This is a genomic window from Aquisalimonas asiatica, assembly GCF_900110585.1.
GTDB classification, from domain to species: domain Bacteria; phylum Pseudomonadota; class Gammaproteobacteria; order Nitrococcales; family Aquisalimonadaceae; genus Aquisalimonas; species Aquisalimonas asiatica.
On sequence record NZ_FOEG01000001.1, the window covers coordinates 210,402 to 233,770 of the forward strand.

Sequence of the window (23,369 nt, forward strand, 5' to 3'; positions counted from 1 at the left end):
TCATGGAGTACCTGCACATCGCGTTCTCCGCGTTCTACCAGTTCGGTGACGCGTTCGCGTTCCTCGTTCTGGCGGCGGCGGGGTTGGCCGTGATTTTCGGCATGATGGGCATCATCAACCTCGCCCACGGCGAGTTCATCATGTGCGGCGCCTACGTCACCGTCGTGACCTCGGCCATGGGCCTGCCGCTGCCCCTGGCGATGCTGTGCGGCAGCCTCGCCGCCGGGGTGCTCGGCATCGTGCTGGAGCGCACCATCATCCACCGGCTCTACCACCGACCGCTGGATTCCATTGTCGCGACCTGGGGCATCAGCCTGATCATCACCCAGGGCACCCTCGTGGTGCTGGGCTCGAGCATGCCGGGCATCAGCACGCCGCTCGGCGGGTTCGCCGTGGGTGACTACACCTACTCCACCTACCGCATGGTGCTGCTGGGCGTTGCGCTGCTGGTTCTGGCGGGGCTGTACGTCATTTTTCACCACACCACCTTCGGCATTCACTCGCGTGCCACCATCCAGGCGCCGCACATGGCGAAGGCAACAGGTGTGGACACCGGGCGCATGAACTCGCTGACATTCGGGCTCGGCGCCGCACTGGCAGGGCTGGCCGGGGCGTTGTATGCGCCCACCATGTCCATCGTGCCGACCATGGGCGCGAATTTCCTGGTCGAGAGTTTCGTCACCGTGGTGGTGGGCGGCGCGGACGTCTTCCTCGGTACGGCTCCGGCTGCGGCGATTCTGGCTGTGATCAAGGCCGCGCTGACGGCCTGGTACGGGCAGTTGATCGGCCAGGTGGGTCTGCTTGTCACGGTCATCATTGTCATCCGGTTCCTGCCACAGGGGCTCTCCGGATGGCTGCTCAAGGGGCGGACATAATGAATACACCGAATCAGAGCCTGCCGCGGCCTTCGGCGTGGCGGGTCCCTTACTGGGTGACGCTGTTGAATGGCCCCCAGACCCTGGGGCGGGGGCGGATCTTCTGGGGCGGGTTTTTTGCCACGGTGCTGTGTGCCGCACTTTTCCCCGCGTTCGTGGACGGCTGGACCACCGGTAATACCGCCTACTTCCTCTGCTGGGTCTTCATGGCGCTGGGGCTGTCTTTGATCTGGGGGTACAGCGGTGCGCTCAGCTTCGGGCAGACCGCATTCTTCGGCATCGCGGGCTATGGCTACGGCGTGGTGACCCTGAACTTCGGCGCCGAGTACGGCATGACGTTCGGTGCCCTGTTCATGGCTGTGGGCGCGTCCTGCATCGCCGCGGCCGTGCTTGGTTACGTCATCTTCTACGGGCGCATCAGCGGCGTCTTTCTCGGCATCGTCACGCTGTCCACGACGCTGGTGCTGCATGCGTTCATGGCGCAAACGGCAGGTTCGCAGTGGGCCATTGGCGATGCGCGCCTGGGTGGCCACAACGGCATGACCGGAATGCCGCCGCTGACCATTCCCTGGCCGGGCATGGACATCATGCTCTATTCGGGCGTGGGGCTCTATTACCTGCTCCTGGTGATGGTGATCGTCTGCTATCTGGCACTGCGGATCCTCGTGAACTCCCGCTTTGGCAACGTGCTCGTGGCGATCCGGGAGAACCCCCACCGGGCGGAAATGCTTGGCTACGACATCCGGCGCTACCAGTTGATCGCGTTCATCATCGGTAGCGGGCTGGCGGGGTTGTCGGGGGCCCTCTACACCGCCTGGGGCCAGTACATCAGCCCGTCGAGCATGGGGCTCGCCGCTGCGGCATTGCCGATCGTGTGGGTCGCCGTGGGCGGGCGCAAGGACCTCACCGCCACTCTCATCGGCACGCTGGCAGTCCTGGCCGTGTTCCAGAACCTGACCATCTTCGGCAGCTACTACGCGCTGATCCTGATGGGGATTCTGCTGGTTATCGTCGTGCTCTTCCTGCCCCAGGGCTTGATTCCGGGGTTGGTGCAGCTGGTTGACAACTATCGCGATCGGGCCGGCAAGGGGAGGGTGTCATGACCATCCTGCGAACGGAAGCCATGTGCAAGAACTTCGACGGCGTCCAGGTGGCGGAGGATGTGAATTTCTCCATGGAGCCGGGTGAAATCCGGTGCCTCATCGGACCGAACGGTGCCGGCAAGAGCACGTTCTTCAAGCTGGTGCTTGGCGAGCATCAACCCAGCTCTGGCGACATCTTCTTTGCCGATGAGCGGATTACCGCCCTGCGTTCGTTCGAACGGGTCCGCAAAGGGATTTCCGTGAAGTTTCAGGTGCCCGGCATTTTCCGGGAGTTGTCCGTCTGGCAGAACATGCAGATTGCCGTCCAGCACCATCTCCACCGTGATTCCATGGCGAAGGATATCGAGGCCGCCCTGGAGTTCGTGGGGCTTGCGCAGAAGTCGCGGGAGCTCGCGGGCACGCTGTCCCACGGCGAACAGCAGTGGCTTGAAATCGGTATGGCGATCAGCACCAGGCCCCGTCTACTGCTTCTGGACGAGCCGACCGCCGGCATGACGCCCGAAGAGACCCACAAGACCGGGGAAATGGTGCATCGCCTGAACCGTGAGGGGATGTCGGTTCTCGCCGTAGAGCACGACATGGAGTTCGTGCGCCAGATCGCGCAGAAGGTCACCGTGCTGAATTTCGGGGTGATTTTCGCGGAAGGGACGATCGGCGAGATCGAGTCCAACGACGAGGTGGCACGCATCTATCTGGGGGCCTTTGATGACGACTGAAGCCGACAGCTTGTTGAGCGTGGAGCACCTGACGGCCGGGTACGGCAATACCTCGGTTCTCCAGGACGTTGGATTCCGCGTCGGTCAGGGCGAGATCGTGGCCGTCATCGGACGCAATGGGGTCGGCAAGACCACGTTGATGAAAACGTTGATGGGTCTGGTGAAACATCGCGAGGGGACGTTGCGTTTGAACGGTGAGGATCTGGGCCCCCTGGATACCCACCAGCGGGCGCGCCGCGGCATTGGCTATATTCCCCAGGGGCGGGAGGTGTTCCTGAGAATGACCGTGTGGGAAAACCTCAAGGTCGGCGAAATGCTCAAGCAGCCCGGGGAAGAAGTGGATTATGAGCGCGTCTACGAATTCTTTCCGATTCTGCGTGAACGGAGCAATCAGCGGGCGGGAACGTTCAGTGGCGGGCAGCAGCAACAGCTCGCCATCGGGCGTGCCATGGTGGCCAAGCCGCGGCTGATGCTGCTGGATGAACCGTCCGAAGGCATTCAACCCAATATCGTCAAAGACATCGCCCGCAACATCCTGAAGCTCAACAGGGAGTTGGGGACGACTGTTCTATTGGTGGAACAGAATCTGGAGATGATCATGACCATGGCGCAGCGGTGCTATGTCATGGACAAGGGTCAGATTGTGAGTGAACTGGAACCGGAGCAGCTGCGGGATCGTGACGCCATGCGCCGGGCGCTTGCCGTGTAACGAACGCACCATTTTTCTCTCTCTTTCGAACAAGGAGTAACGTCATGAGTGTCAAACGCCCGGGCAGCGATGCCCTTCAAGCGATTTCCGATTACTACGGTTTCGATCTGACTCCCGGCGAACTCACCGAGTTTGAATCAGCTGTCGCTGACTCCATGGGGATCTATGACCGGATCGACGAGCTGGCGGACGAGTATCTGCCGGTCAAATACCCCCGTGCGGACGTGGGATACCGACCGCTTGGCGATGACAATCCCGGCAACGGCTGGAGCTGGAAATGCTCGATTCCGGGCGCGTCGGATGGCCCACTGGCCGGGCGTACGGTCGCACTGAAGGACAACATCGCGTTGGCCGGCGTTCCCATGCTCAATGGATCGTCGGTCATGGAGGGCTATGTCCCGCGCGAGGATGCCACCGTGGTGACGCGGCTGCTGGACGCCGGAGCGCACATTATCGGCAAGACGGCCGTGCCGGCGTTCTGTTTCGATGGTGGTGGCTGCACCGGGTACCCGGAGCCCCAGCCCGTCAACCCCCACGACCACGGGCGCCTGGCCGGATCGTCGTCCAACGGTAGCGCTGTCGTGGTGGTCAATGACCAGGTGGATATCGCGCTGGGCGGCGACCAGGGCGGGTCGATCCGTCTGCCGTCGTCCTGGAGCGGGTGCTACGGCATCAAGGGCACGTACGGGCTGGTCCCCTATACCGGGATTTTCCCGATCGAGAGGACAGTGGACCACTGTGGTCCGATGGCGAAAACAGCCGAGGACTGCGCACTCACACTCGAGGTGCTTGCCGGAACCGACGGCCTTGACCCGCGCCAGTACGATGTTCGCACCGCCCGTTACACGGAAGCCCTGAGCGAAGACCTGTCCGGGCTGCGGATCGGCGTGCTGAACGAAGGCTTCGGCATTCCTGGAGTCAGCGAGGCAGATGTCGATGCCGCCGTGCGTGAAGCGATCGGTGTGTTGGAGAAAGCCGGTGCCAAGGCCTCCGAGGTCTCTGTGCCGCTGCACTCCGACGGGCTCGCGCTGTGGAGCGCCATCGCATTCGAAGGTGCGACCGAACTGATGGTGGCCGGCGATGGCTACGGCACGAACGCGCGCGGCCATTACAGTACGGATCTCATGGATTTCTATGGCCGCGCCCGCCGGGCCCGTGGGCACGATTACAGCGATACGGTCAAGGTCACCGTGCTGGCCGGGCATTACATGTCGGAGCACTACAACCGCCACTACTACGGCAAAGCGCAGAACATCGGCCGACGGCTGGGTGCGCAGTACGATCAGGCACTGCAGCAGTTCGACTTGCTGGTGATGCCCACCACCGCCATGAAAGCCGTGCGCCGTCCTGCCGACAAGAGCCTCGCCAGCACGCTGGCTGGCGCGCTGGGGAACCTCCATAACACGGCTCCGTTCGATGTCAGCGGACATCCCGCCATGAGCGTGCCGGTGGGCTTCTCGGAGGGGTTGCCTGTCGGTATGCAGCTGGTCGGCAGACGCTGGGATGAAGCCACGGTACTCAAGGCGGCCCACGCGTACCAGGTTACGGTGGGCTAGGCCCCTCTGGCTTCCTGGAGTGCCTCGATGGCCGGGTCCAACAGCGGCAGCAGTTGCCCGGCCCAGATCGAGTCACGGTAGCGTTCGCGGAACCAGCCCAGGTGGCCCACCTTCTTCTCGCCGATGTCCGACGGCCGGATCGCGACCATCCGCACCGGTGCATTGCGGAAAAAGGCGTGCATGGCCTGGATGCCCTTGCGCGACATCATTTCGTCGTCCGTGAACGTGACCGCCGTGATCGGCACGCGCACGCTGGCGAACTGGTCCCGCACCGCCGGACCTTCCACGCCCACGGCGTAATCGGGGTGCAGGCACCAGCGGCGCCACTGGCGCATCACGCCGCCGGGCAGGTCGCCGACAATGCCCAGTCGGTTGCCCGGGAAATAGCCGACGGTGGCGAGCGAGACCGGCGCGATGCCGTACCACAGTGCCAGTACGCGGCGGCGGGTCGGGGTGGCGTTCCAGCGCCAGTAGCCGCTGCCGCAGGCGACGGTGACGGCCTGGCTGAGGCGATTGACGCTGGGGATCATGCCCAGGAGCTGACCGCCCACGCTGTGACCGATCCACGTCAGCGGAGTGTCGGGATAGCGGGCGAGGGCAAACTGTAGCACCGCTTCGCAGTCTTCCGTGGCCCAGTCCGTGACCTGTGCATCACAGTTGCGTAGCGGGCCGGTCAGGGAAGCGCCGATGCCGTAGTAATCGAAGGTAATGGCGGTCAGGCCGTGCTCGCTGAGAAAGCGTGCAAAGCGCTCGTAGGCGCGCTGCCCCACACCCATGGCCCCGGCAACGATCACCACCGCGCGCGGTGCCTGCGCCTCGAACACCCGCAGTGCAACAGTGTGGCCCCGGGGCGTGCCGAGGGTGATTGCGGTGACGTTGTCCGCATCCTGCGTTTCATCGCTGACGTGGAAGAGGGGCTGGTCCATGACTCGATCCATTCGCTTGCTGCCGTTCCTCGACCGGACTATAGGCCGGCGGCTGCGCTCTCGCAATAGCATGGGAAAGAAAACTTTTCTCTCTGACCGGTTTGACCTCCTGACCCCGCTTCGATAGCGTCTATGGCCTCTGAGGTGCTTCGGCCGCCAGCCCGGTGGCCGGGGATAATCGGGAAGCCGGTGCGTCGCCACACAGGCGCGACAAGTCCGGCGCTGCTCCCGCAACGGTAAGCGGTTTCATGCCGTCCACCCGGCGCTTGCTCCCGGCAGGCGCCACCCACTGGGCTTCACGGGCCCGGGAAGGGCGTGGATGTGCTGGCAGGTTCTGCCACCGCAAGCCCGGAGACCGGCCTCGGATGTGTACCGAACGCGCCACGGGAGTTGGGCGGTTTGGGTGAGGTCGTTCCGGCCTGCCTCCCGCGCCTGGAATTGCATTGCCCGACCACTTGCCTGCGTGCTGCCCGGCCATGCCTGGGTCTCCCTGTGCGCACAACAACATTGATTCCAAAAGAGCCAGTGAGGGCCATGATGCGCGAGAAGAATCCACGTCCGGCGTGTGCCGGATGGCCGGCCACGACCGGGTTTTCCAGCAGTGAACTGCCACGCCGCACACGGCCGGCCGCCATGGTGAGCGGTGCCGTTGCGTCCGCCGTGCTGGCGTGCGGCGTCACCACGGCCGGCGCGGGGGAGATCCCGCTGGGCAGTGACGGCGACGCCGGCAGTCTGAGTTTCGGCGGGCTGCTGCAGCCGCGCCTGGAGTACGACCGGCGCGACGACGGTGATCATCGCGCGGAGGCCACGCTGCGCCGCGCGTGGCTGGATATCCGCGGCGAACTCCCCGGCTACGGCCTCACGTTCCGTATGCAGACGGATGTCGGCGGCAGCGCCTCCGTGCGCGACCTGTGGCTGCAGTACGCCCTCGGTGACAGCTGGGGGCTGCGCATGGGGCAGTACACCGCGCCGTTTGCTCTGTCTCGGTCCGTTGGCGGGCCCAATCGCACGTTCACCGAGATCGGCGTGGCGGCCAACAACTTCCAGATTCCCCAGGGGCGGGACACCGGGCTCGGGCTGCTGGGTGGCGTCGGGGATGGGCGCTGGGAGGCCAGCATCAACGTCTTTGACGGTCGTGGTCGCCTGGACAGCCGTGGTGACCGGCCGTCCACGGACGGCGGTCTCGTGACCGCCCGGGCCGCGTATGCGCCGGTGGGTGCGGTGCCGTCGCATACCTCCACCCTGGGCAATACCCGTCAGCCCGCGGCGCTGTCCTTCGGGGTGGGCGGCATGGCTGCCGCCGACAATCACCTGCGTGACTGGACGCTGGGCGACAACGACGACGTGCCGGCCGACTGGGCCACGGGCACCGTCGACGTGGCCGCCAGCCTCGGCCCGGTCACCGGCACGGCCGCCGCGTTCCAGCGCCGCGTCAGCCCGGATGAGGGAAGCGGCTACGACGACCAGGGCTGGGAGGCCGAGCTGGCCGTGGCGCTGCCGGTCGTGGATCAGGAGGTTGCGTTGCGCCGGTCAGTGCTCCGCCGGGACGTCAACGACGACCGGCCGGATGCGTCGGAGCGTGGTGGCCAGCGGGAATGGTCCGCCGGCTGGACGGCTTTCCACGACGGCCATGCCTGGAAGACGCAGGTGTTCGCGGTCCGTACACGCGGCGGTGATCAGCCGTCGGACTGGCAGGCCCACGTCCAGCACCAGCTGCGTTTCTGACAGGAGGAGCAGACATGACAACAGCACGACGTACACCGCTCGTCCAGCAGGTCGCCGTATTGATTCTGTGTGTCGCCACGCCGGCGCTGCTGGCCGACGGTCACTCCGGGAGTGATCCTGAGGAGGTGGAACTCCGCATGCCGGGCCCCTGGGGGGATTACAGCGAGGCCATGGAGGACCCGGACGCCGTGGATGCCGATGCCGCCTACGTCGGTCACCGCCGCCACCGCATGCAGCTGCTCTCGGGCTATTACCGCTCCCTGGAGATGGCGCTGCGCTATGACGCCCCCGTGGATCCGGAGACCATCGCCAGGCTGGCCGAGGGCCTCGAGCGCCACGGTCAGGACATCCCCGCGCTGTTCGACCGGGAGACGCCCACCGGGGAGGACGAGCCCGGCGCCCTGGCGCGCATCTGGGAGGAGCAGGAACACTTCCAGGAGCACATGAACAACTTCGCCGCACGGACGCGGGATCTGCAGCGGGCAATCCCCCAGTCCCCGGCCGAGGCGGACGATGACTGGGAGCCCCGTGCCACGGAAGTGCTGAACGGCGTGCGGCACCAGTGTCTTGCCTGCCACGACACCTTTCGCCGACGCTGAATCATGCATGACGTGAATGCCATTGAATAGAAACCATGCATTTGTCGTGGCGATGTCCGGCGCCTAGGCTGCTACCATCTCCCGTTGCGCGCAGCGACGCGCGCGACGCTCCGGTCGCACCACTCAGTGCCGGCAGCCCGTGGGCTCGTGCCGGAAAACCGCATTAGAGGACTTATGAAAACAAAGATCACCGAACTGTTTGGCATTCAGCACCCGATCATCCAGGGCGGCATGCATCACGTCGGCTATGCGGAGCTCGCCGCGGCGGTGTCCAATGCGGGCGGCCTGGGCATCATCACGGCGCTGACCCAGCCCAGCCCCGAAGCCCTGGCGGAAGAGATCCGCCGCTGCCGCGAGATGACGGACAAGCCCTTCGGTGTGAACGTGACGTTCCTGCCGTCCGTCAACACGCCGGATTATCCCGGTTACATCAAGGCCATCATCGATGGTGGCGTCAAAGTGGTGGAGACGGCGGGCAACAACCCGCAGCAGGTGCTGCCGCCGCTGCACGAGGCCGGGGTCAAGGTGATCCACAAGTGCACGTCGGTGCGCCATGCGCTGAAGGCGGAGTCCATCGGCTGCGACGCAGCCAGCGTCGACGGCTTCGAGTGCGGTGGTCATCCGGGCGAAGACGACGTGCCGAACTTCATCCTGCTGCCCCGTGCCGCCGAGGAGCTCACCATCCCGTTCGTGGCCTCCGGCGGCATGGCCAACGGCCGGTCGCTGACGGCGGCACTGGCCATGGGTGCCGAGGGCATGAACATGGGCACGCGCTTCATCGCCACCAAGGAAGCGCCGGTGCATGAGAACGTGAAACAGGCCATCCTGGCCGCGACTGAGCTGGACACGCGCCTGGTCATGCGGCCGCTGCGCAACACCGAGCGGGTGCTCACCAATGACGCCGTGGAGCGGCTGTTGGAGAAGGAGAAACGCCTGGGCGCCGATCTCAAGTTCGAGGACATCATTGATGAAGTCGCCGGCGTCTACCCGCGCATCATGAAAGAGGGCGAGATGGAAGCCGGTGCGTGGTCTTGCGGCATGGTGGCCGGGCTGATCCATGACATCCCCACGGTGAAAGAGCTCATTGACCGCACCATGGCCGAGTCCGAAGACCTGATCCGTCAGCGTCTGGCCGGCATGCTGGATAGCTGAGAGCGTTCACCACCGCAGGGAACAGGAGAGCCCAATGCCCTTCGAGACGCCCCTTTCGCTGTGCGGGCCGCTGCGGCAGCCCCAACAGATGCTCGCCGATCAGGAGTACAGCGGGCACAGCTCTATCCACGACGACAGCAAGGCCGAGGAGCTCGGCTTCCGGGCCGGCCCCATCGAGGGGCCGACCCATTTCAGCCAGTTCGTGCCGCTGCTGACACACCTCTGGGGCAACGCCTGGTTCGAACGGGGCTGCTTCTCGTCCCACTTCCAGAACATGGTGGTGGAAGGGGAGTCCGTGCGGGCGTTCGTGGAGCTACCGGAACAGGGCGCGACCCGCGCCCGGGCGTGGGCCGAGAAGGAAGACGGCACGCCGGTGCTGGAAGCCAGCGCCTCCATCGGGCCGGATCACGGCCCGACACTGCTGGAGCAGCGCATGGAACGGCTGCGCCCGCCGGAGCAACTCGTCATCCTCTCGGACCTCCACGTGGGCATGACCGGCGCGGAGGACGAGCCCGTGCGCATGGATCCGGATCAGCACATGGGCAACCTCTACCCGTTCACGCTCAACCAGAAGCTGGAGAAGATCACCGAGGGGTCGCCGTGGTACGCCGACGGGTCCGCCTCGCCCTGGGGGCGGCCCGTCATTCCCCTGGAAATGGTGAGCGTGCTGGCGGAGTACAGCAGCCCGAAGGCCGCGTTCCCGGTGAAGCATCCGGTGATCGGGCTGTTCGCCGATCAGGAGATCCGCATGGTCGACGGGCCGCTGTTCGTGGGTGAGGACTACCTCCTGCGCCGCGAGATCGTCGCGCTCTCCGAGAGCAAGCGCACCGAATCCTACTGGGTGCGCACCCGCATCTTCGACGCCAGCGGTCAGACTCTCAAGGCGGAGATGCTGCTCAACCACGCCACGCTGAAACACTCCTACCCGCACTATGACGCGGAGCGGACCGCGGGCTGAACGCACCGGCACCGGGGTGGCAGGCCGTCACCCCGGCGTAGACGCCTTGCGCATTCCCGTTGTTCCTTTCTTCACCGTCGGCTGCTTCAATTAAAGGAACCCCGAAAGGGGCACCGCGTGTGCACCCAACAGAGCGAGGTTCCCATGGAGCAGCTGGTCCGACGTCTCGGCTTTCGTACCGACCCGACCATCTTCATCGTCTCGGCGGGGTTGACGTTTCTCTTCGTTGTCGCGCTCGTGGTGGCGCCCGGGCCGATCCGGGATGCCTTCGCCACCGGGCGGGAATGGATCGTTACCAATCTCGGCTGGTTCTTCATCTTCGGGGTGAATGCCTGGCTGTTCTTCCTCCTCTGGGTGGCGCTCTCGCGCTTCGGTGATGTGCGGCTGGGGGCGGAGGACGACCGGCCGGAGTACTCCAACGTCTCGTGGTTCACGATGCTGTTTGCGGGCGGCATCGGCACGGTGCTGATGTTCTGGGGCGTGGCCGAGCCGGTGTTCCATTTCTCCGATCCGCCGCGGGCCGGGACCGAACCGCACTCCGTGCAGGCGGCCCAGGAGGCCATGGGATTCTCGCTGTACCACCTGGGGCTGCACACCTGGACGATCTTCGCGCTGCCCGGGCTGGCATTCGCCTACTTCATCCACCGGCACAAGCTGCCCCTGCGGGTGAGCTCGGTGTTCTATCCGCTGCTGGGGGAGAAGGTACGCGGCCCCATCGGCAAGACCATCGACGTCTTCGCGATCCTCGGCACGCTGTTCGGCGTTGCCGTCTCCATCGGGCTCGGCACCAGCCAGATCAACGCCGGGCTCACCGAGCTTCTGGGGGTGCCGGATAATGTCGCCTCCAAGGTGGTGATCATTACCGTGCTGACCACCGTCGCGGTGCTGTCCATCGTGGCCGGGCTCGATCGGGGCGTGAAGCTGCTGTCGAACATCAACATCGGCATGGCCACCGGGCTGATGGTCTTCGTCCTGGTTACCGGCTCCACCCTGTTCCTGCTGCGCGGGATCATCGAAACCCTCGGGCTGTATGTCTCGAACATCGTGCCCATGGCGTTCTGGAACGACACCCTGGCGCAGTACACCAGCGAGGACGGCTGGGGCTGGCAGGGGAGCTGGACGGTGTTCTACTGGGCCTGGACGGTCACCTGGGCGCCCTTCATCGGGATCTTCGTCGCCAAGATCTCGAAAGGGCGGACCATCCGCGAGTTCGTGCTGGGCGTGCTGTTCGCACCCTCGCTGTTCACGCTGGCGTGGTTTGCCATCTTCGGCTGGTCGGCCATGGAGATCGACGGCATCGGTGCCACCGCGCGTGCAGCCCTTGGTGATGAGGCCGGCCGCATGACCGACGCCGTGAACCAGAGCGTGCCCCTGGCGATGTTCGCCTTCTTCGAGCACTTCCCGGCCGTGCAGTTCGTCCAGGGGCTGGCCGTGGTCATCGTGGCGATCTTCTTCGCCACCTCGTCGGACTCCGCCTCTCTGGTGGTCGACATGCTCTGCACCGGCGATGCGCAGTCGGGCCCGGTGCGCCAGCGGGTCTTCTGGGGCGTGGCCGAAGGGGCCGTGGCCGCCATGCTGATCGTGCTCGCCGGGGAAGCGGGGCTTGAGGCGCTGCAGCAGGTCATCACGGTGATCGGCCTGCCGATCTTCGTCATGGTGTTCGCGATGGTCTTCGCGCTGTTCAAGGGGTTGCGGGCGGAGAACGTCGGGCGACCCGACGTGGGGGCGCCGCCGCGTCTGGACGACATGTAGCGTTGCCCCCGGCTTTCTGACGCCGTTGCCACAAACCTGACATCTTCACCACAGAAACGTGAAGTGTGTCCGGGATGCTGCGACGCGGCAATGCGATCCTCCGCGCGTCAATCACAGTCAACCACGGAGGGTCCCATGAGCCGGTCCCGATCCGATGCCGGAGTCTCCGGTCTTCGCCTTGGTGTGACCGCCAAGGCGTTCACGCCCATCATTGTCCTGTCCGTTGTCATGCTGCTGGTCGGCGTGATCGTTGTGCGGGGGCTGTTCGGTTTGTCCGATCAGATGGACCGCGTTGCCAACCAGCTCGTGCCCACCGGCGAAGTTGCTGCCGACGCCCTGGAGCGAATCATGCAGGAGCGGCGCGCCGTGGACGGCATGGTCATGAACCGTGGCGACGAGTACGTCGAGGACTACGAGGCGGCGCGGGAGGCGGCCGAGGCGCTGCTGGACAACGCCGAGCGTGTCGCCGTCGGAGACGCCGCAGACCGTGTCGCCGAACTCCGTGCGGCCCACGCGGAATACCACGAGATCCTGGAAGAGCGGGTCATGCCCCCGGTGCTCGCGTATCGCGAGCTCCGTGACGAGACGCTGCCGCAGCTGTCCGCGGCGATGGTGTCGGATCTGCGCGCTCTGGAGGAGTTCCTCAACGAGCAGGGCCTTGCCGACGCCGAAGCGCAGGTGGAGAGCGCGCTGGTGGAGGTCCTGCAGACCAACTCCGCCATGATCCTGTTCACCCAGCATTACGAGCGGGCCGATGCCGGCCGGGCCGCACAGCACTACGAGGCGGCTGCGGAGCAGCTTGCCGCGATCGACGGCTCCGGGCTGCCGGAGCAGCAGCAGGAGACGCTGGACGAGGCCACGGCCCGATGGGCGCAGTACGGTGAGGCCACGGAGTCGCTCTACCAGTACCTGGGCGCTGCCGAGGAGCACTCCGAGAATGCGCTGATCCCGGCCGGTGACGGGCTCACCGCGGCCACGGTGGAGATGGTGGACACGGTGTTCGACGATCTCTCCGTGATGTCCACGGACGTCTACGACGTCAGCCAGCGCAACATCGTGCTGGTCTCGGGCATTTTCCTGCTGGGGCTGATCGTGGGGGTTGGCGTCGGATGGGTGGTGACACGCGGCTACGTCAGGCCACTGCTGCGCCTGGACGCGTTCGTGAACCGGTTCGTGACCGATATGGACGCCGGCAACGGCGACCTGACCCGTCGTGTGGACATCTCCACCCGCGACGAAGTCGGGCAGCTCGGCGGTAACGTCAATCGCTTCATCGAGACCCTGCAGAAGGTGTTGAGCACCATCAATCAGGAGACCAACCAGCTCGCCAGCGCGGCCGAAGAGCTCTCGGCGATCACGTCGCAGACGCAGCAGGGCGTGACCCGGCAGAAGTCCGAGACCGACCAGGTCGCCACGGCCATGAACGAAATGGTCGCCACGGTGCAGGAGATCGCCAGCAACGCCTCTGATGCGTCCACCGCGGCGGGCGAGGCCAGTGAGTCCGCCAGCGATGGCCGCAAGGTGGTGAACGTGACCGTGGACGCCATCAACGGTCTGGTCCAGGCGGTCCAGGACGGACAACAGACGGTGAACCGGCTGGATCAGGATGCCGAGTCCATCACCCAGGTGATCGACGTGATCACCGGTGTTGCCGAACAGACCAACCTGCTTGCGCTGAACGCCGCCATCGAAGCTGCGCGGGCCGGACACGAGGGCCGCGGGTTTGCGGTGGTGGCCGGCGAAGTGCGGGCCCTCGCGGAGAAGACCCAGGAGTCGACAGGCCGCATTCGCGAGCTCATCGAGACGCTTCAGCAGGGCACCCGCAGCGCCGTGACGGTGATGGAGCAGAGTGCCGAGAAGGGCAGCCAGACCGTCGACCGCGCGGCCGAGGCCGACGCCGCCCTGCGCCGCATCGAGGAGCAGGTGCAGGTCATCAACGACATGAACGCGCAGATTGCCAGCGCGGCGGAAGAGCAGACGGCGGTGAGTAACGATATCTCGCGCAACATCGAGAGCATTCGCAGCGTCTCCGATGAATCCGCTCAGGGTGCCGGCCAGACGGCGCAGGCCAGCGAAGAGCTGGCGCGGCTGTCCGAACGGCTCAACCGCCTGGTGGGGCAGTTCCGTATCTGATCCTCACCGGCGCGGCGTGTGCGGTCAGAGCAGGGGGGTCAGCAGCACGGCCAGGAACAGCCCCGTGACCACGAAGATCAGCCGGCCGACGACCGACCAGAGCTGCATGCCGCGCTCGAGGTTCGAGATGCCGAGCACGGTGGGGGCCGTCCAGGCCGTGAGGTTCAGCCGCGCCGTCAGGGCCGGGAGTGGCGAGCGGAGTTGTGGCGGTCCGCCGCCCCGGAGCGCCAGGGCGGCGATGCCGAGCCCCAGCAGCACCGGCCATGCCGCACCGGTGAGCGCGGAGAGCGTCCACGCCTCGTGGAAGGCGTCCTCCCCGCGGAACCATGTCCAGGGCAGGAGCGTGGCCGCGACAACCAGTGTCAGCCACAGCAGCAGCGGCGCCCGTGCCATGGGCTTGTCGTGCCCGGGCTGCGTGGCCCGTGTGCACCAGAGGAACCGCATCATCAGCAGGGTGGTGGCGACGGCCGCAAGGTAAAGTGCCGGGGACAGCCAGCCTGCAAGGGGGCTGAGGTCCGCGGCGCCATCCAGTGCCGCCTTGCTGAGCGCGCCACTGGTCAGGGGCGCACCGGCGAGCGCCAGCGCCGGTAGCCACAGCGCCCTCCATACCAGCCGTTGCTGCGGTCCGCTGTCGGCGTCGAGCAGTCCGGCCCCCAGGAACAGGGCGCCCTTGTTCAACCCATGATGCATGACCAGCGCGGCCATGGCGGTGTATGCGGCTGGCGCGGCGTCGGTATGGGTCAGTGCAACGCCCGCCATGATCACCATCAGCCCCATCTGGCTGACGCTGGACCAGGCCAGGACCGTCTTCGCGGCCAGTGCCATCACGCCCCGCGCCGCGCCATAGAGCGCCGTAAGCAGCCCGAGCACCACCAGCAGCACCCCCGGCTCTGGAAACTGCCCCGCGGCGGGCTCGCTGATGCGCCACCAGCCAAGCGCCCCCGCCTTGATCATGACCCCGCTGAGCACCGCGCTGGCCGCAACGGGCGCCACCGGGTGCGCCAGAGGCAGCCACGCGTGCACCCCGAACACGCCAAGCTTCATCGCAAAGCCGAACGCCAGCAGTGCCACGGCCAGTGGCGCGGTGGCCACGGGCGCCGCGAAGCCGGGCGGGGTTCCGGGGGCGCTGTGTGCCATGAGCATGGCGATGGCCAGCATCATGGCCACCTCGCCCAGCATCATCATGGCCACGTAGACGCGGCCCGCGGCGCGCGCCGCTTGTTGCCGGGAGTGGATGATCAGGCCGTAGGAGGCGAACGTCATCAGCGCCATGCCCACGTAGAAGGTCAGCAGATCCTGCGCATGGATCAGCGTCAGGTTGCCGGCAAGCGCAGCCAGCCATGCCAGCGCGAACACCGGGTGGCGGCCCGGCCTGTCGCCCGACTGCACGGCGAACCAGCCCGCGACGCTCCACAGTGTCGCCGCCACGATCAGGAACAGCCGGGTGACGGCGTCCACGCCGACGCTACCCAGGTGTACGGCCTCGGGGGTGAACATCGCGCTCAGCAGGGCGGGCACCGGCGCCAGCGGCAGCACCCAGCCCAGCGCCCGTTGGCGCGGCACCGCCAGCATGCACAGCCAGGGCGCGGCAAGCGCGAACCCAAGGAGGGCCAGCGTCGAGGCGTGGCCGGTCACCGTGGCCGTGATCGCACCCGGCGATACCTGCACCGCCGGCCAGGCGATGCCGGCGAGCACCGCGCCGACGGCGAGTCCGAGCGCGGCGCAGGCCAGGAATACCGGAGGTCGCGCATCGTCGGGCCCGGACCCACACCGGGGGCGGGCCGCCACGTCGATCATGCGGAACAGGTAGGCGGCGGTGAGCAGGGTGCCGGTCAGGATGATCACCACCCAGACCCACGCCTGCTCGGCGATGGCCGCCTGCAGCAGCCACAGCTTGCCGGTGAAGCCGCCGGTCGGGGGCAGGCCGATCAGCGAGGCGCACGCAATGGCCATGGCGATCCACGCCGTGCGCAGGCCGCGCTGGGGTGTGCCCAGTTCGCTCATGGCGTCGCTGCCGCGTGCCTTGATCACGCAGCCCGCACCGAGAAACAGGGCGGCCTTGGCGAGGCTGTGGGCCACCATGAGCAGCACCGCGCCGCTCCACGCGAGGGTGCCGGAGGCGGTTGCCGCCAGGGGGAAGACCAGCATGCCAAAGCCGATCTGCGACACGGTGGAGTAGGCGATCAGCATCTTCAGGCGGCGCTGAAGCAGCGCCTGGGCACCGCCCCAGAGCAGCGCCCCCGCTCCCAGAGCGCCCAGCAGCGGCGCCGCGCCCGTTGCGAGAAAGCCCGACAGCGGCCCGAACCACAGCCGGATCAGCAGATAGTAGGACGCCGCAATCACGATGGCCGACAGCGCCGCGCTGACCACCGTGGGGGCGCGCCCGTGGGCCTTGGGCAGCCAGAAGTGGAGCGGAAACACGGCGCTCTTGAGCAGCAGACCCACAGTAACAAAGGTCACCGCCACCGCCGTGACCGGGTCCACGGCGATGCGCTCGCCCAGGAGTGCCAGGTCCAGCACGCCGTACTGCCCGTACAGCAGGGCGACGCCCATGAGATAGATCGAGGAGCCCAGCACCATGGCGAGCAGATAGCGCCAGGCAGCGCCCAGGGCGTTCTCCCCGGCGAGGGCGATCAGCCCGACGGCAGCCAGGGTCAGGACTTCCAGCGCCACGAACAGGTTGAACAGATCGGCGGAGAGAAACAGCGCGTTGAGCCCTGCCAGCAGGAACAGCCATAACGGCCAGAACAGCGGCGCCTGCCCGCCCTCGAACGCGCGGAACGCGGCGCAGAGGGTGGCGATGCCGGCGGCAAGCACCAGCATCAGCGCGGCCAGCCCGTCCACGACCCAGACGATGCCGAGCGGCGCGCCCCATCCGGCGAGCTCGTGCTGTGCGGTACCGTCCGACATCACCCGGGCGGCGAGCATCAGCGCGGCCAGCAGCATGACGAGCCCACTGGACACGCCCAGTGCCGCACCAAGGCGCGGCGCGATGAATGCGCCCACGGCTGCGGCCAGCGGCAGGCAGGCGAGCACCACCATGGCCCAGTCGGCAGCGGTCATTGATCGCCCTCCGGGCGGCCACGTGCGGTGTCGGAGCCGCCGGGGGAGAGGCGGATCAGCAGGGCCAGCGCCACGGCGGTGGTGCTCACGGTGACCACCAGGCCGGTCAGCACGATGGCGTGCGGCACCGCGTCCACCGGCTCCGCAACCGCCGCAACGGTGACCAGCAGCAGAAATACCGCAGAGGTGAGCACGTTGAGCGAGAGCAGCTTGCGCAGCATGTGCGTGGACGCGAACAGCCCATGCAGCCCCAGGACGAACAACACACTCGCGAGGATTGCGTAGAACATGCTCAGCTCTCCCCGTGCCAGTGGTCCGGCGGCCGACCGCAGAGGTAGACCGCGAACATGAGCAGCGCGATGGACAGCGCCGCACTGATCTCCAGCGCCAGGATCAGCGGTGCCGCAAGCGCGTGCGGATAGGCGAAGAAAGCGCCCTCCAGGGCGGCCATGACCACGGCTACCGCGACCATGGCGATCAGGCCGAGGGAGAGCAGCCAGCGCCATGGGCCGTGCTCCTCGCCGGTCAACCAGGGCCGCGCGCCCGCCAGTACCATGAGAATGCCCCCGGCGCCCATGACGGCACCGGCCTGGAACGCACCACCGGGCGCGTGGCTGCCGCGCCAGAGCAGGTAGGTGGCCGCAAGCACGAACACCGGAAACAGGGCACGCCCCAGGGCCGGCAGGGCCGGGGAGGGCATTTTCGGCACGATGGGGCTGGGCGCCGGCCCCAGTGACCAGATCGCCACGGCGCCCACCAGCAGCACGCCGATCTCCAGCAGGGTGTCGAACGAGCGGAAGTTCAGCAGCACGGCGGTGACGGGGTTGTCCACGCCGGACTGCGCCATGGACTGTTCCACGGCCGTGCCTAGCCCCGGGGCCGGGAGTTGCCACGCGGTCACCGCCAGCACCAGCAGGGTCACTCCGGCGAACGGCAGCCAGAACACCAGCTCGCCGGGGCGGCGCCAGTGGCTCTGCCCGCCGCCGGAGCCGTCCTTGAGGCGGGCGAGCGCCGACAGCAGCAGCGCGCCCGTGGCGCCAGCGCCGATGGCGGCCTCCGCCAGGGCGATATCCGGCGCTTCCAGGCGCACCCAGATCAGGGCCATGACCAGCCCGAACACCATGTAGCTGACCACCGAGCGGAACAGCCCCGGTGCGTGCATGGCCTGCCACGCCAGCCAGAGCAGCGCCAGCCCGAGCAGCCCGTCGAACGTGTGCGCCAGCCAGTCCATCAAAGGCCGCGGGGTTTCAGGCCGCGTGCCAGCGCCGTGCGCGCGATGAGCCCCGCGCCCGTGGCCGACGCGATCAGCATGAGGACCCAGATCAACAGCAGCTTCAGGGTGATCAGCACGCTGCCGGACTGCAGCCCAAGGCCGAGGCATACCAGCCCGAGGCCCACGTTGTCGCCCTTGGCGAGTGCGTGCAGGCGGCTGTAGGTGTCCGGCAGCCGCAGCAGCCCGAGCGTGCCGAACAGGAAGAAGGGCACGCCGGCCAGCACCAGCGCCATCCCGATCACGTCAACCACCGTCATCGCTCTCCTCCGGTCTCGTCGTCGGTGTCGGAGGTGGGCGTCAGGGCCGACCAGGCGCGGCTCACGAAGGTCACCACGGCCAGCGCGGACAGCAGTGCGAAAACCAGCGCCACGTCCAGCAGGGGTGGCCGGTCGGTGGCGAAGGCGAGCAGTAGCGTGATCACCACCGCGGAGGTGGAGAACATCTCCGCCGCCAGCATGCGGTCGGCCGGGTGGGGGCCGCTGAGAATGCGCACGAGGCCCACCGTGGTGTTGAGCAGCAGGACAACCGCGAGGATCAGGAGCAGTTCAGTCATCGGCATCCACCTGTTGTTGCTGCAGCATCCCGGCGATAGCGGCCTCCAGCTGGCTGACGTGGTCGACCGCCGCCTGGGAATCGCCAATGGTGTGCATGGTCATGGCGTCGTCCGTGATGCGCACGCACAACGTGCCCGGCATGAGGTTGATGATGTTCGCAAGGAAGATGCGGCTGCCGTTGGGCGGCAGGCGCCAGACGTAGTCCACCAGCGCCGGGGTCAGCCGCCGGCGCGGATTGAGCGTGCGCCAGGCTGTATCCACGGCGCCCTGTAACGAGAGCTGCAGAAACAGCCCGACGAACCGCAGCAGGCTGGCGGGGTCGAGCCGCCACCGCTGGTTCGGTTCAAAGGGGTTGAACAGCGCCGCCACGGCAATGGCCGGCAAGCCCCAGAGCCAGGATCCCGTATCGCCCCCGGTCAGCAGCAACCAGATCAGGGCATAGGTGGCCAGGCGCATGGCCAGGCCGGAACCGCGCGTCTGGGACCGGAGCCAGCCGTTCAGTCGTGTCCGTTGAATGACCGCCCCCGACGTGTTGACTGGATGATCAGGCCCGTGTGTCGGGGAAACCATACCGAAAGCCGCGCACCCCGGAAAGGCCGGGCACGCCGGGCGGCCGATGCCCACGGCTCAGGCGTGTGATCGCTCCCGCATCCAGGAGAGGACGCTCGGCCAGAGGTCGCGGTGGGCGCTGGCGCCGACCATCATCCCCACGTGCTGCAACGAGACCCCGGGCTCGTCCTCGTACCAGAACAGGGCCCGGTCGTCCGTGCCCAGGGCGTCGAGGGCGGGCAGGACCGACGCCGGCGAGGCGATCTCGCACTGGCGGTTCAGCACACAGCCCACGGGCGCGCGGATATCGGCCGGGCCGACCGCACGGCCGCCGATGGTGACGCGGCGGGTCAGAAACCCGTCCTGCCGGTAGAGAATGGTGACCAGGTCCGAGAACAGCTGCCGGGGCATGGCGCTCTCGCCCAGGGTCCAGCGCTCCACCAGCAGGTGGGAGCGCAGCCGGTCGGGATGTCCCAGGGAGGAGAGCCAGTCGGTGACGCGCTGGTAGACGAACGTCTCCGGCGATGCGGTCACGCCGATCAGGTTCAGCATGGAGCCGGGGATGACGCCGCCCTCTCCGGCGTCGGCGGGGGTGTCGCTGTAGGAGGCCACCACCCGCGCGAGCGCACCGGTCTGCGGTGCGAAGTGCAGCGGGGCGCCGAGCACCACCAGCCCCCGGACCAGCTCCGGGTGGCCGGCGGCAAACAGCGCCGCCAGCGTGCCGCCCAGGGAATGGCCGCTGAGGAGGAGCCGGTCCTCGCCGGTGTCCTGCCGGACCGCGTCGACGCAGGCGCCCAGCATGCGGTCGGCGTAATCCTGAAGGCCCAGGGGGGCGTCCGTCCCGGTGGCGTCCGGCCATTCCACCATGTACACGCGAAAGCCCGCCTCCAGGTGGCGTTGCACCACGCTGGCGGTGGGGTCCAGGTCCCAGATGTCGGGCGTCTTGATCGGTGCCGGCACCAGCAGGACGGCCGGTCCGTCGGCTGCGGCGCCCGCGTAGCGGCGCACCGTTGCCCCGGCGGCCGTCTGCAGGTGCTCGTAGGGGCTGCATCGCGGGCCGAAGCCCAGGGCATCACAGATGCCGGCCAGCCAGCGACGCTGGTGGTCCACGGTGAGTAGCGCCGCGTGCAGCGGGGCGAACGTGCGTTGCGGGGTGTCTTCGATCACGGCCGTCGACCAGTCCGGGGTGGCAGGACTAATCCCAACTGTAGCCCAGCGGTGGGACGGCGCCAGTGCCGGAGCCGTGCGTTACTGGTTCATGGGCGTGCGGAAGTGCTCGTCGAGGCGCTCCACTTCGGTGTCGATGTCTTCGTCCGGCTCCACGTCGCTGCTCTCCAGGCGGTGTTGCGCCGTCGGCAGCCGGATCTCGAACTCCACGCCGTTGATATTGAGCGGCTCGATGCTGACCCGGTGCGCCTTGCGCCTGGGGGCGTAGTCCAGCCGCCAGTGCGGGCGCTCCGGGTGCGCAGGGTCGAAGTGGCGCTGCTTGCCGCTGGCGGCGAAGTCGTCCAGGCGCTGGGTGTCGTCACTGTCCTCCGGGGTGATCTCCACGCTTTTCAGTGGAGACGTGAACGTCCACTCCCGGGCGCCGTCGGGCTCGCCGTCGTGGGTGGTGGTGTCCAGCGTTTCGGTGATCACCTCGCCGTCGTCCAGCTCCAGCCGCACGGTATAGCGCGCGGTCGGGGTTTCGATGTTGTGCACGTCGATGCGGCCTTCGTAGCCCTTCACGATCTCGCCCACGAAGTACAGCCCCAGCCCGCGGCCGTGGTGTTCGTTGGTGCGGCGCGTGGAGTAGCCGAGCTGGAAGAGGTTGTCGCGGTCCTCGTCGCGGATGTGCGGGCCGCGGTTGTACACGCGCAGGCAGGCGTGGCCGTGTTCCTCGGTGAGGGTGAGGGCCACGGGCGCGAACGCCTTCTTGAAGCCGCGCTTGTTGGCGAAGAACTGCGCGTTCTTGAGCAGATTCTCCAGCAGCAGCACCAGGTGGTTCTCGTTGCCCAGCAGCTCGCCGGCCGGCTCCAGATGCACGGTCCACTTGCTGTCGTGCAGGGTGTAGCCGGTGTCGTCATCGGGGGCGGGCATGGTTTCGTTGCGCACCGCGCCGAGCGCCCGCCAGGCGGCGCGCTGAGGCAGATAGGCCGGCTCGTAGGGCAGGGCGGCGTGGTGGTCACCCTGGAGCTCCCGCTGCACGTAGTGCTCCTCGCACTCGCACAGGTGGTTGCTGATGTGCAGGGCGAGGTTGTCGGCGGTGGAGAGGTCCAGCAGGTCCCAGAGATAGCGCATGGCGTCCAGGGCGGCTTCGTACTCCGCCTGCCGGGCGGCGGCGTCCGGGGTGTCGCCGCCGGTTGCGTCCAGCGCCGCGCGGTTGGCGGCGGCTGCATGCTGCAGGGCCGTCTGCACCTTGTCGAAGCTGATCACGCCGTTGTGGCGCACTTCCGCGGCGATGCTCTTGAAGTGCAGAAACTTCTCGTCGTACTCGATGTACTCCAGCAGCTTGTCGCTGATGAACAGCTTCAGTTTGTCTGCGTGGCCGGAGTAGGTGTGCGCCTTCATCTGCAGCTGCTTCTTGCGCTCCCACAGCGCGTCGAGCTGGTGGTTGAGGTGCAGCAGATCGGCCTTCTGGCCGGCGTACTGGCGCCGGTAGCGGCGCAGATCGAGGAGCAGCAACAGAATGAACCCGCCCAGCGCTCCGTAGGCGGCATCCAGCCGCAGCCATTCGCGCGGGATGTCGTAGTAGGTGGCGAGCCAGGGCTCGTTCACCGCCAGCAGGTAGGCGAGCGCAAGAAGGGCGCCCAAGGCGCTCAGCCACGGGAAAGTGACCTTGGTGATCCGCGTGGTCGGGCGGCTGATGTCGGCGTCGTCGGTGTCGGTCATGTCTCGGCTCCCTTGACCGGCCGCCAGCAGTAGGCGCCTTCGTCGCCGAAGGTGACGATCCCTTCGCCGCCGTCGCAGATGGCCTGGAAACGGCCGTCACCGCCCATGGCCTGGTCGAACGCGCGGCGCAGGGTGCGGATGTGCTGGCGGTAGCTGGCGTAGGAGAAGCGGGCCGTGTCGGTATCCAGATGCTCCGCCATCTGCTCGGTGGTCACGGCGCGGGGCGAGGCCTCCACCAGATAGCGCAGGATCTTGCGCGGCATGGGCGCGAGCGGGCGTTTCGCATTGGCCGGGTTCATGAGCTTGCTGCCGCGCCAGTACACCTCCCAGGTCACGGTATCCAGGGAGAGCTCGCCGCTTTGCAGCACGTCGCCGGACTGCGCCGGGCCGGGCTGGCGCATGTCGCTCTGGCGGAGCGCCGCCTTGATCCGCCAGCACAGCACCTGCTCCACGTTGCGCTGATGTTTGGCGATGAAATCCCGGGCGCCCGAGGTCTCGAACGCCTGCTCCTCGATGCCGGTGCCGCTGTGCTCGGAGAGGTAGATGATGGGCAGGTCGGGCCACTTGCGCTGCAGCGCGCGGGATACGGAAAAGCCGGCGGCGTCGTTGCCGTTCATGTTCGCGTCCAGCAGGGCGAGATCCGGTGCGCCGTCGTCGCCCACCTGGCGGATGTGCTGGCAGGCGGCCTCCGCGAACTTGAACACCTGCACCTCGGTCGGCGCGGCGTCAAACGCCGTCTCCTCCAGCACCGGCCGGAATCGCTCGATCCAGTGCAGCTGGTCTTCCACCCACAGAATCACCGCCATGGCGCGCCCGTACTCCCTTGGCAACAGCCCCGCAACGTAGCACGCCGGC

General features: G+C 67.3%; 21 protein-coding genes and 1 riboswitch. Of the genes, 11 read left to right on the forward strand and 10 right to left on the reverse strand.

Going from position 1 to position 23,369, the window contains the following annotated elements; genetic code table 11:
* Nucleotides 1–2 precede the first annotated feature (2 nt).
* The 5 genes from BMZ02_RS01050 to BMZ02_RS01070 are packed head-to-tail and all read left to right on the forward strand — an operon-like array spanning nt 3 to nt 4,959.
* The gene (locus BMZ02_RS01050) at nt 3–875 is read left to right on the forward strand and encodes an ABC transporter permease subunit (protein WP_091639161.1); all 873 of its coding nucleotides are present in this window, start codon (nt 3–5) and stop codon (nt 873–875) included.
* A complete protein-coding gene (locus BMZ02_RS01055) occupies nt 875–1,978 on the forward strand; it encodes an ABC transporter permease subunit (RefSeq protein ID WP_091639163.1) in 1,104 nt (367 codons plus the stop codon). Before BMZ02_RS01050 ends, BMZ02_RS01055 begins: the two co-directional genes overlap by 1 nt.
* A complete protein-coding gene (locus tag BMZ02_RS01060) occupies nt 1,975–2,694 on the forward strand; it encodes an ABC transporter ATP-binding protein (protein WP_091639165.1) in 720 nt (239 codons plus the stop codon). The genes BMZ02_RS01055 and BMZ02_RS01060 overlap by 4 nt, the downstream gene beginning before the upstream one ends.
* Nucleotides 2,684–3,403 (forward strand): ABC transporter ATP-binding protein, encoded by a 720-nt coding sequence (locus BMZ02_RS01065; protein ID WP_216110646.1) that lies wholly within the window; start codon nt 2,684–2,686, stop codon nt 3,401–3,403. Before BMZ02_RS01060 ends, BMZ02_RS01065 begins: the two co-directional genes overlap by 11 nt.
* Before the next feature lie 44 nt (nt 3,404–3,447).
* The gene (locus BMZ02_RS01070) at nt 3,448–4,959 is read left to right on the forward strand and encodes an amidase (protein ID WP_091639167.1); all 1,512 of its coding nucleotides are present in this window, start codon (nt 3,448–3,450) and stop codon (nt 4,957–4,959) included.
* Here BMZ02_RS01070 and BMZ02_RS01075 read toward each other — a convergent pair.
* Nucleotides 4,956–5,885, reverse strand: a complete 930-nt coding sequence (locus tag BMZ02_RS01075) for an alpha/beta hydrolase family protein (RefSeq protein ID WP_091639169.1) — start codon at nt 5,883–5,885, stop codon at nt 4,956–4,958. The two genes, BMZ02_RS01070 and BMZ02_RS01075, sit on opposite strands and share 4 nt — an antisense overlap.
* A gap of 125 nt (nt 5,886–6,010) precedes the next feature.
* Nucleotides 6,011–6,263, forward strand: a riboswitch (cobalamin riboswitch).
* Between the two features lie 156 nt (nt 6,264–6,419).
* On the opposite strand from BMZ02_RS01075, the gene BMZ02_RS01080 reads away from it, so the two are divergent.
* The 6 genes from BMZ02_RS01080 (at nt 6,420) to BMZ02_RS01105 (ending at nt 14,204) form a co-directional block, all read left to right on the forward strand.
* Complete coding sequence (locus BMZ02_RS01080; RefSeq protein ID WP_091639171.1) at nt 6,420–7,610, forward strand: porin; 1,191 nt, start codon at nt 6,420–6,422, stop codon at nt 7,608–7,610.
* Nucleotides 7,611–7,624: 14 nt separating this feature from the next.
* Entirely contained in the window at nt 7,625–8,209 is a 585-nt protein-coding gene (locus tag BMZ02_RS01085) for a cytochrome c (protein WP_091639172.1), read from the forward strand.
* 174 nt (nt 8,210–8,383) lie between these two features.
* A complete protein-coding gene (locus BMZ02_RS01090) occupies nt 8,384–9,361 on the forward strand; it encodes an NAD(P)H-dependent flavin oxidoreductase (RefSeq protein ID WP_091639174.1) in 978 nt (325 codons plus the stop codon).
* A gap of 34 nt (nt 9,362–9,395) precedes the next feature.
* Nucleotides 9,396–10,319 carry a hypothetical protein gene (locus tag BMZ02_RS01095; RefSeq protein ID WP_091639176.1) on the forward strand — a complete coding sequence of 308 codons (924 nt, stop codon included), beginning with the start codon at nt 9,396–9,398 and terminating at the stop codon, nt 10,317–10,319.
* A 144-nt stretch (nt 10,320–10,463) separates the two neighbouring features.
* On the forward strand, nt 10,464–12,071 hold the full coding sequence (locus tag BMZ02_RS01100) for a BCCT family transporter (RefSeq protein WP_091639178.1): 1,608 nt from the start codon (nt 10,464–10,466) through the stop codon (nt 12,069–12,071).
* 135 nt (nt 12,072–12,206) lie between these two features.
* Complete coding sequence (locus tag BMZ02_RS01105; RefSeq protein ID WP_139209107.1) at nt 12,207–14,204, forward strand: methyl-accepting chemotaxis protein; 1,998 nt, start codon at nt 12,207–12,209, stop codon at nt 14,202–14,204.
* A 24-nt stretch (nt 14,205–14,228) separates the two neighbouring features.
* Here the strand turns inward: BMZ02_RS01105 and BMZ02_RS01110 are convergent, their stop codons facing one another.
* The 9 genes from BMZ02_RS01110 to BMZ02_RS01150 all read right to left on the reverse strand — a co-directional run bounded on the left by BMZ02_RS01110 (nt 14,229) and on the right by BMZ02_RS01150 (nt 23,320).
* Nucleotides 14,229–17,267, reverse strand: coding sequence for a proton-conducting transporter transmembrane domain-containing protein (locus BMZ02_RS01110; protein ID WP_091639182.1), 3,039 nt, complete (start codon nt 17,265–17,267; stop codon nt 14,229–14,231).
* On the reverse strand, nt 17,264–17,557 hold the full coding sequence (locus BMZ02_RS01115; protein WP_091639183.1) for an NADH-quinone oxidoreductase subunit K: 294 nt from the start codon (nt 17,555–17,557) through the stop codon (nt 17,264–17,266). Before BMZ02_RS01115 ends, BMZ02_RS01110 begins: the two co-directional genes overlap by 4 nt.
* Nucleotides 17,558–17,559: 2 nt before the next feature.
* Nucleotides 17,560–18,498 (reverse strand): hydrogen gas-evolving membrane-bound hydrogenase subunit E, encoded by a 939-nt coding sequence (mbhE, locus tag BMZ02_RS01120; protein ID WP_091639185.1) that lies wholly within the window; start codon nt 18,496–18,498, stop codon nt 17,560–17,562.
* Complete coding sequence (gene mnhG, locus BMZ02_RS01125) at nt 18,498–18,797, reverse strand: monovalent cation/H(+) antiporter subunit G (RefSeq protein WP_091639186.1); 300 nt, start codon at nt 18,795–18,797, stop codon at nt 18,498–18,500. The genes mbhE and mnhG overlap by 1 nt, the downstream gene beginning before the upstream one ends.
* Nucleotides 18,794–19,093 carry an MrpF/PhaF family protein gene (locus BMZ02_RS01130; protein ID WP_091639188.1) on the reverse strand — a complete coding sequence of 100 codons (300 nt, stop codon included), beginning with the start codon at nt 19,091–19,093 and terminating at the stop codon, nt 18,794–18,796. Before BMZ02_RS01130 ends, mnhG begins: the two co-directional genes overlap by 4 nt.
* Nucleotides 19,086–19,550 carry a Na+/H+ antiporter subunit E gene (locus BMZ02_RS01135; protein ID WP_245753904.1) on the reverse strand — a complete coding sequence of 155 codons (465 nt, stop codon included), beginning with the start codon at nt 19,548–19,550 and terminating at the stop codon, nt 19,086–19,088. The genes BMZ02_RS01130 and BMZ02_RS01135 overlap by 8 nt, the downstream gene beginning before the upstream one ends.
* A gap of 171 nt (nt 19,551–19,721) precedes the next feature.
* Nucleotides 19,722–20,810 carry an alpha/beta fold hydrolase gene (locus tag BMZ02_RS01140; RefSeq protein ID WP_091639191.1) on the reverse strand — a complete coding sequence of 363 codons (1,089 nt, stop codon included), beginning with the start codon at nt 20,808–20,810 and terminating at the stop codon, nt 19,722–19,724.
* Nucleotides 20,811–20,891: 81 nt separating this feature from the next.
* On the reverse strand, nt 20,892–22,514 hold the full coding sequence (locus tag BMZ02_RS01145) for an ATP-binding protein (RefSeq protein WP_091639192.1): 1,623 nt from the start codon (nt 22,512–22,514) through the stop codon (nt 20,892–20,894).
* A complete protein-coding gene (locus BMZ02_RS01150; RefSeq protein WP_091639194.1) occupies nt 22,511–23,320 on the reverse strand; it encodes a response regulator transcription factor in 810 nt (269 codons plus the stop codon). Before BMZ02_RS01150 ends, BMZ02_RS01145 begins: the two co-directional genes overlap by 4 nt.
* Nucleotides 23,321–23,369 lie beyond the last annotated feature (49 nt).

Coding starts and splice junctions, on each gene's coding strand:
- BMZ02_RS01090 (WP_091639174.1), top strand. CDS start 8,384: ATGAAAACAAAGATCACCGAACTGTTTGGCATTCAGCACCCGATCATC.
- BMZ02_RS01080 (WP_091639171.1), top strand. CDS start 6,420: ATGATGCGCGAGAAGAATCCACGTCCGGCGTGTGCCGGATGGCCGGCC.
- BMZ02_RS01105 (WP_139209107.1), top strand. CDS start 12,207: ATGAGCCGGTCCCGATCCGATGCCGGAGTCTCCGGTCTTCGCCTTGGT.
- BMZ02_RS01130 (WP_091639188.1), bottom strand. CDS start 19,093: ATGACTGAACTGCTCCTGATCCTCGCGGTTGTCCTGCTGCTCAACACC.
- BMZ02_RS01055 (WP_091639163.1), top strand. CDS start 875: ATGAATACACCGAATCAGAGCCTGCCGCGGCCTTCGGCGTGGCGGGTC.
- mnhG (WP_091639186.1), bottom strand. CDS start 18,797: ATGACGGTGGTTGACGTGATCGGGATGGCGCTGGTGCTGGCCGGCGTG.
- BMZ02_RS01095 (WP_091639176.1), top strand. CDS start 9,396: ATGCCCTTCGAGACGCCCCTTTCGCTGTGCGGGCCGCTGCGGCAGCCC.
- BMZ02_RS01070 (WP_091639167.1), top strand. CDS start 3,448: ATGAGTGTCAAACGCCCGGGCAGCGATGCCCTTCAAGCGATTTCCGAT.
- BMZ02_RS01075 (WP_091639169.1), bottom strand. CDS start 5,885: ATGGACCAGCCCCTCTTCCACGTCAGCGATGAAACGCAGGATGCGGAC.
- BMZ02_RS01100 (WP_091639178.1), top strand. CDS start 10,464: ATGGAGCAGCTGGTCCGACGTCTCGGCTTTCGTACCGACCCGACCATC.
- BMZ02_RS01145 (WP_091639192.1), bottom strand. CDS start 22,514: ATGACCGACACCGACGACGCCGACATCAGCCGCCCGACCACGCGGATC.
- BMZ02_RS01110 (WP_091639182.1), bottom strand. CDS start 17,267: ATGACCGCTGCCGACTGGGCCATGGTGGTGCTCGCCTGCCTGCCGCTG.
- BMZ02_RS01115 (WP_091639183.1), bottom strand. CDS start 17,557: ATGTTCTACGCAATCCTCGCGAGTGTGTTGTTCGTCCTGGGGCTGCAT.
- BMZ02_RS01060 (WP_091639165.1), top strand. CDS start 1,975: ATGACCATCCTGCGAACGGAAGCCATGTGCAAGAACTTCGACGGCGTC.
- mbhE (WP_091639185.1), bottom strand. CDS start 18,498: ATGGACTGGCTGGCGCACACGTTCGACGGGCTGCTCGGGCTGGCGCTG.
- BMZ02_RS01065 (WP_216110646.1), top strand. CDS start 2,684: ATGACGACTGAAGCCGACAGCTTGTTGAGCGTGGAGCACCTGACGGCC.
- BMZ02_RS01085 (WP_091639172.1), top strand. CDS start 7,625: ATGACAACAGCACGACGTACACCGCTCGTCCAGCAGGTCGCCGTATTG.
- BMZ02_RS01135 (WP_245753904.1), bottom strand. CDS start 19,550: ATGCGCCTGGCCACCTATGCCCTGATCTGGTTGCTGCTGACCGGGGGC.
- BMZ02_RS01150 (WP_091639194.1), bottom strand. CDS start 23,320: ATGGCGGTGATTCTGTGGGTGGAAGACCAGCTGCACTGGATCGAGCGA.
- BMZ02_RS01050 (WP_091639161.1), top strand. CDS start 3: ATGGAGTACCTGCACATCGCGTTCTCCGCGTTCTACCAGTTCGGTGAC.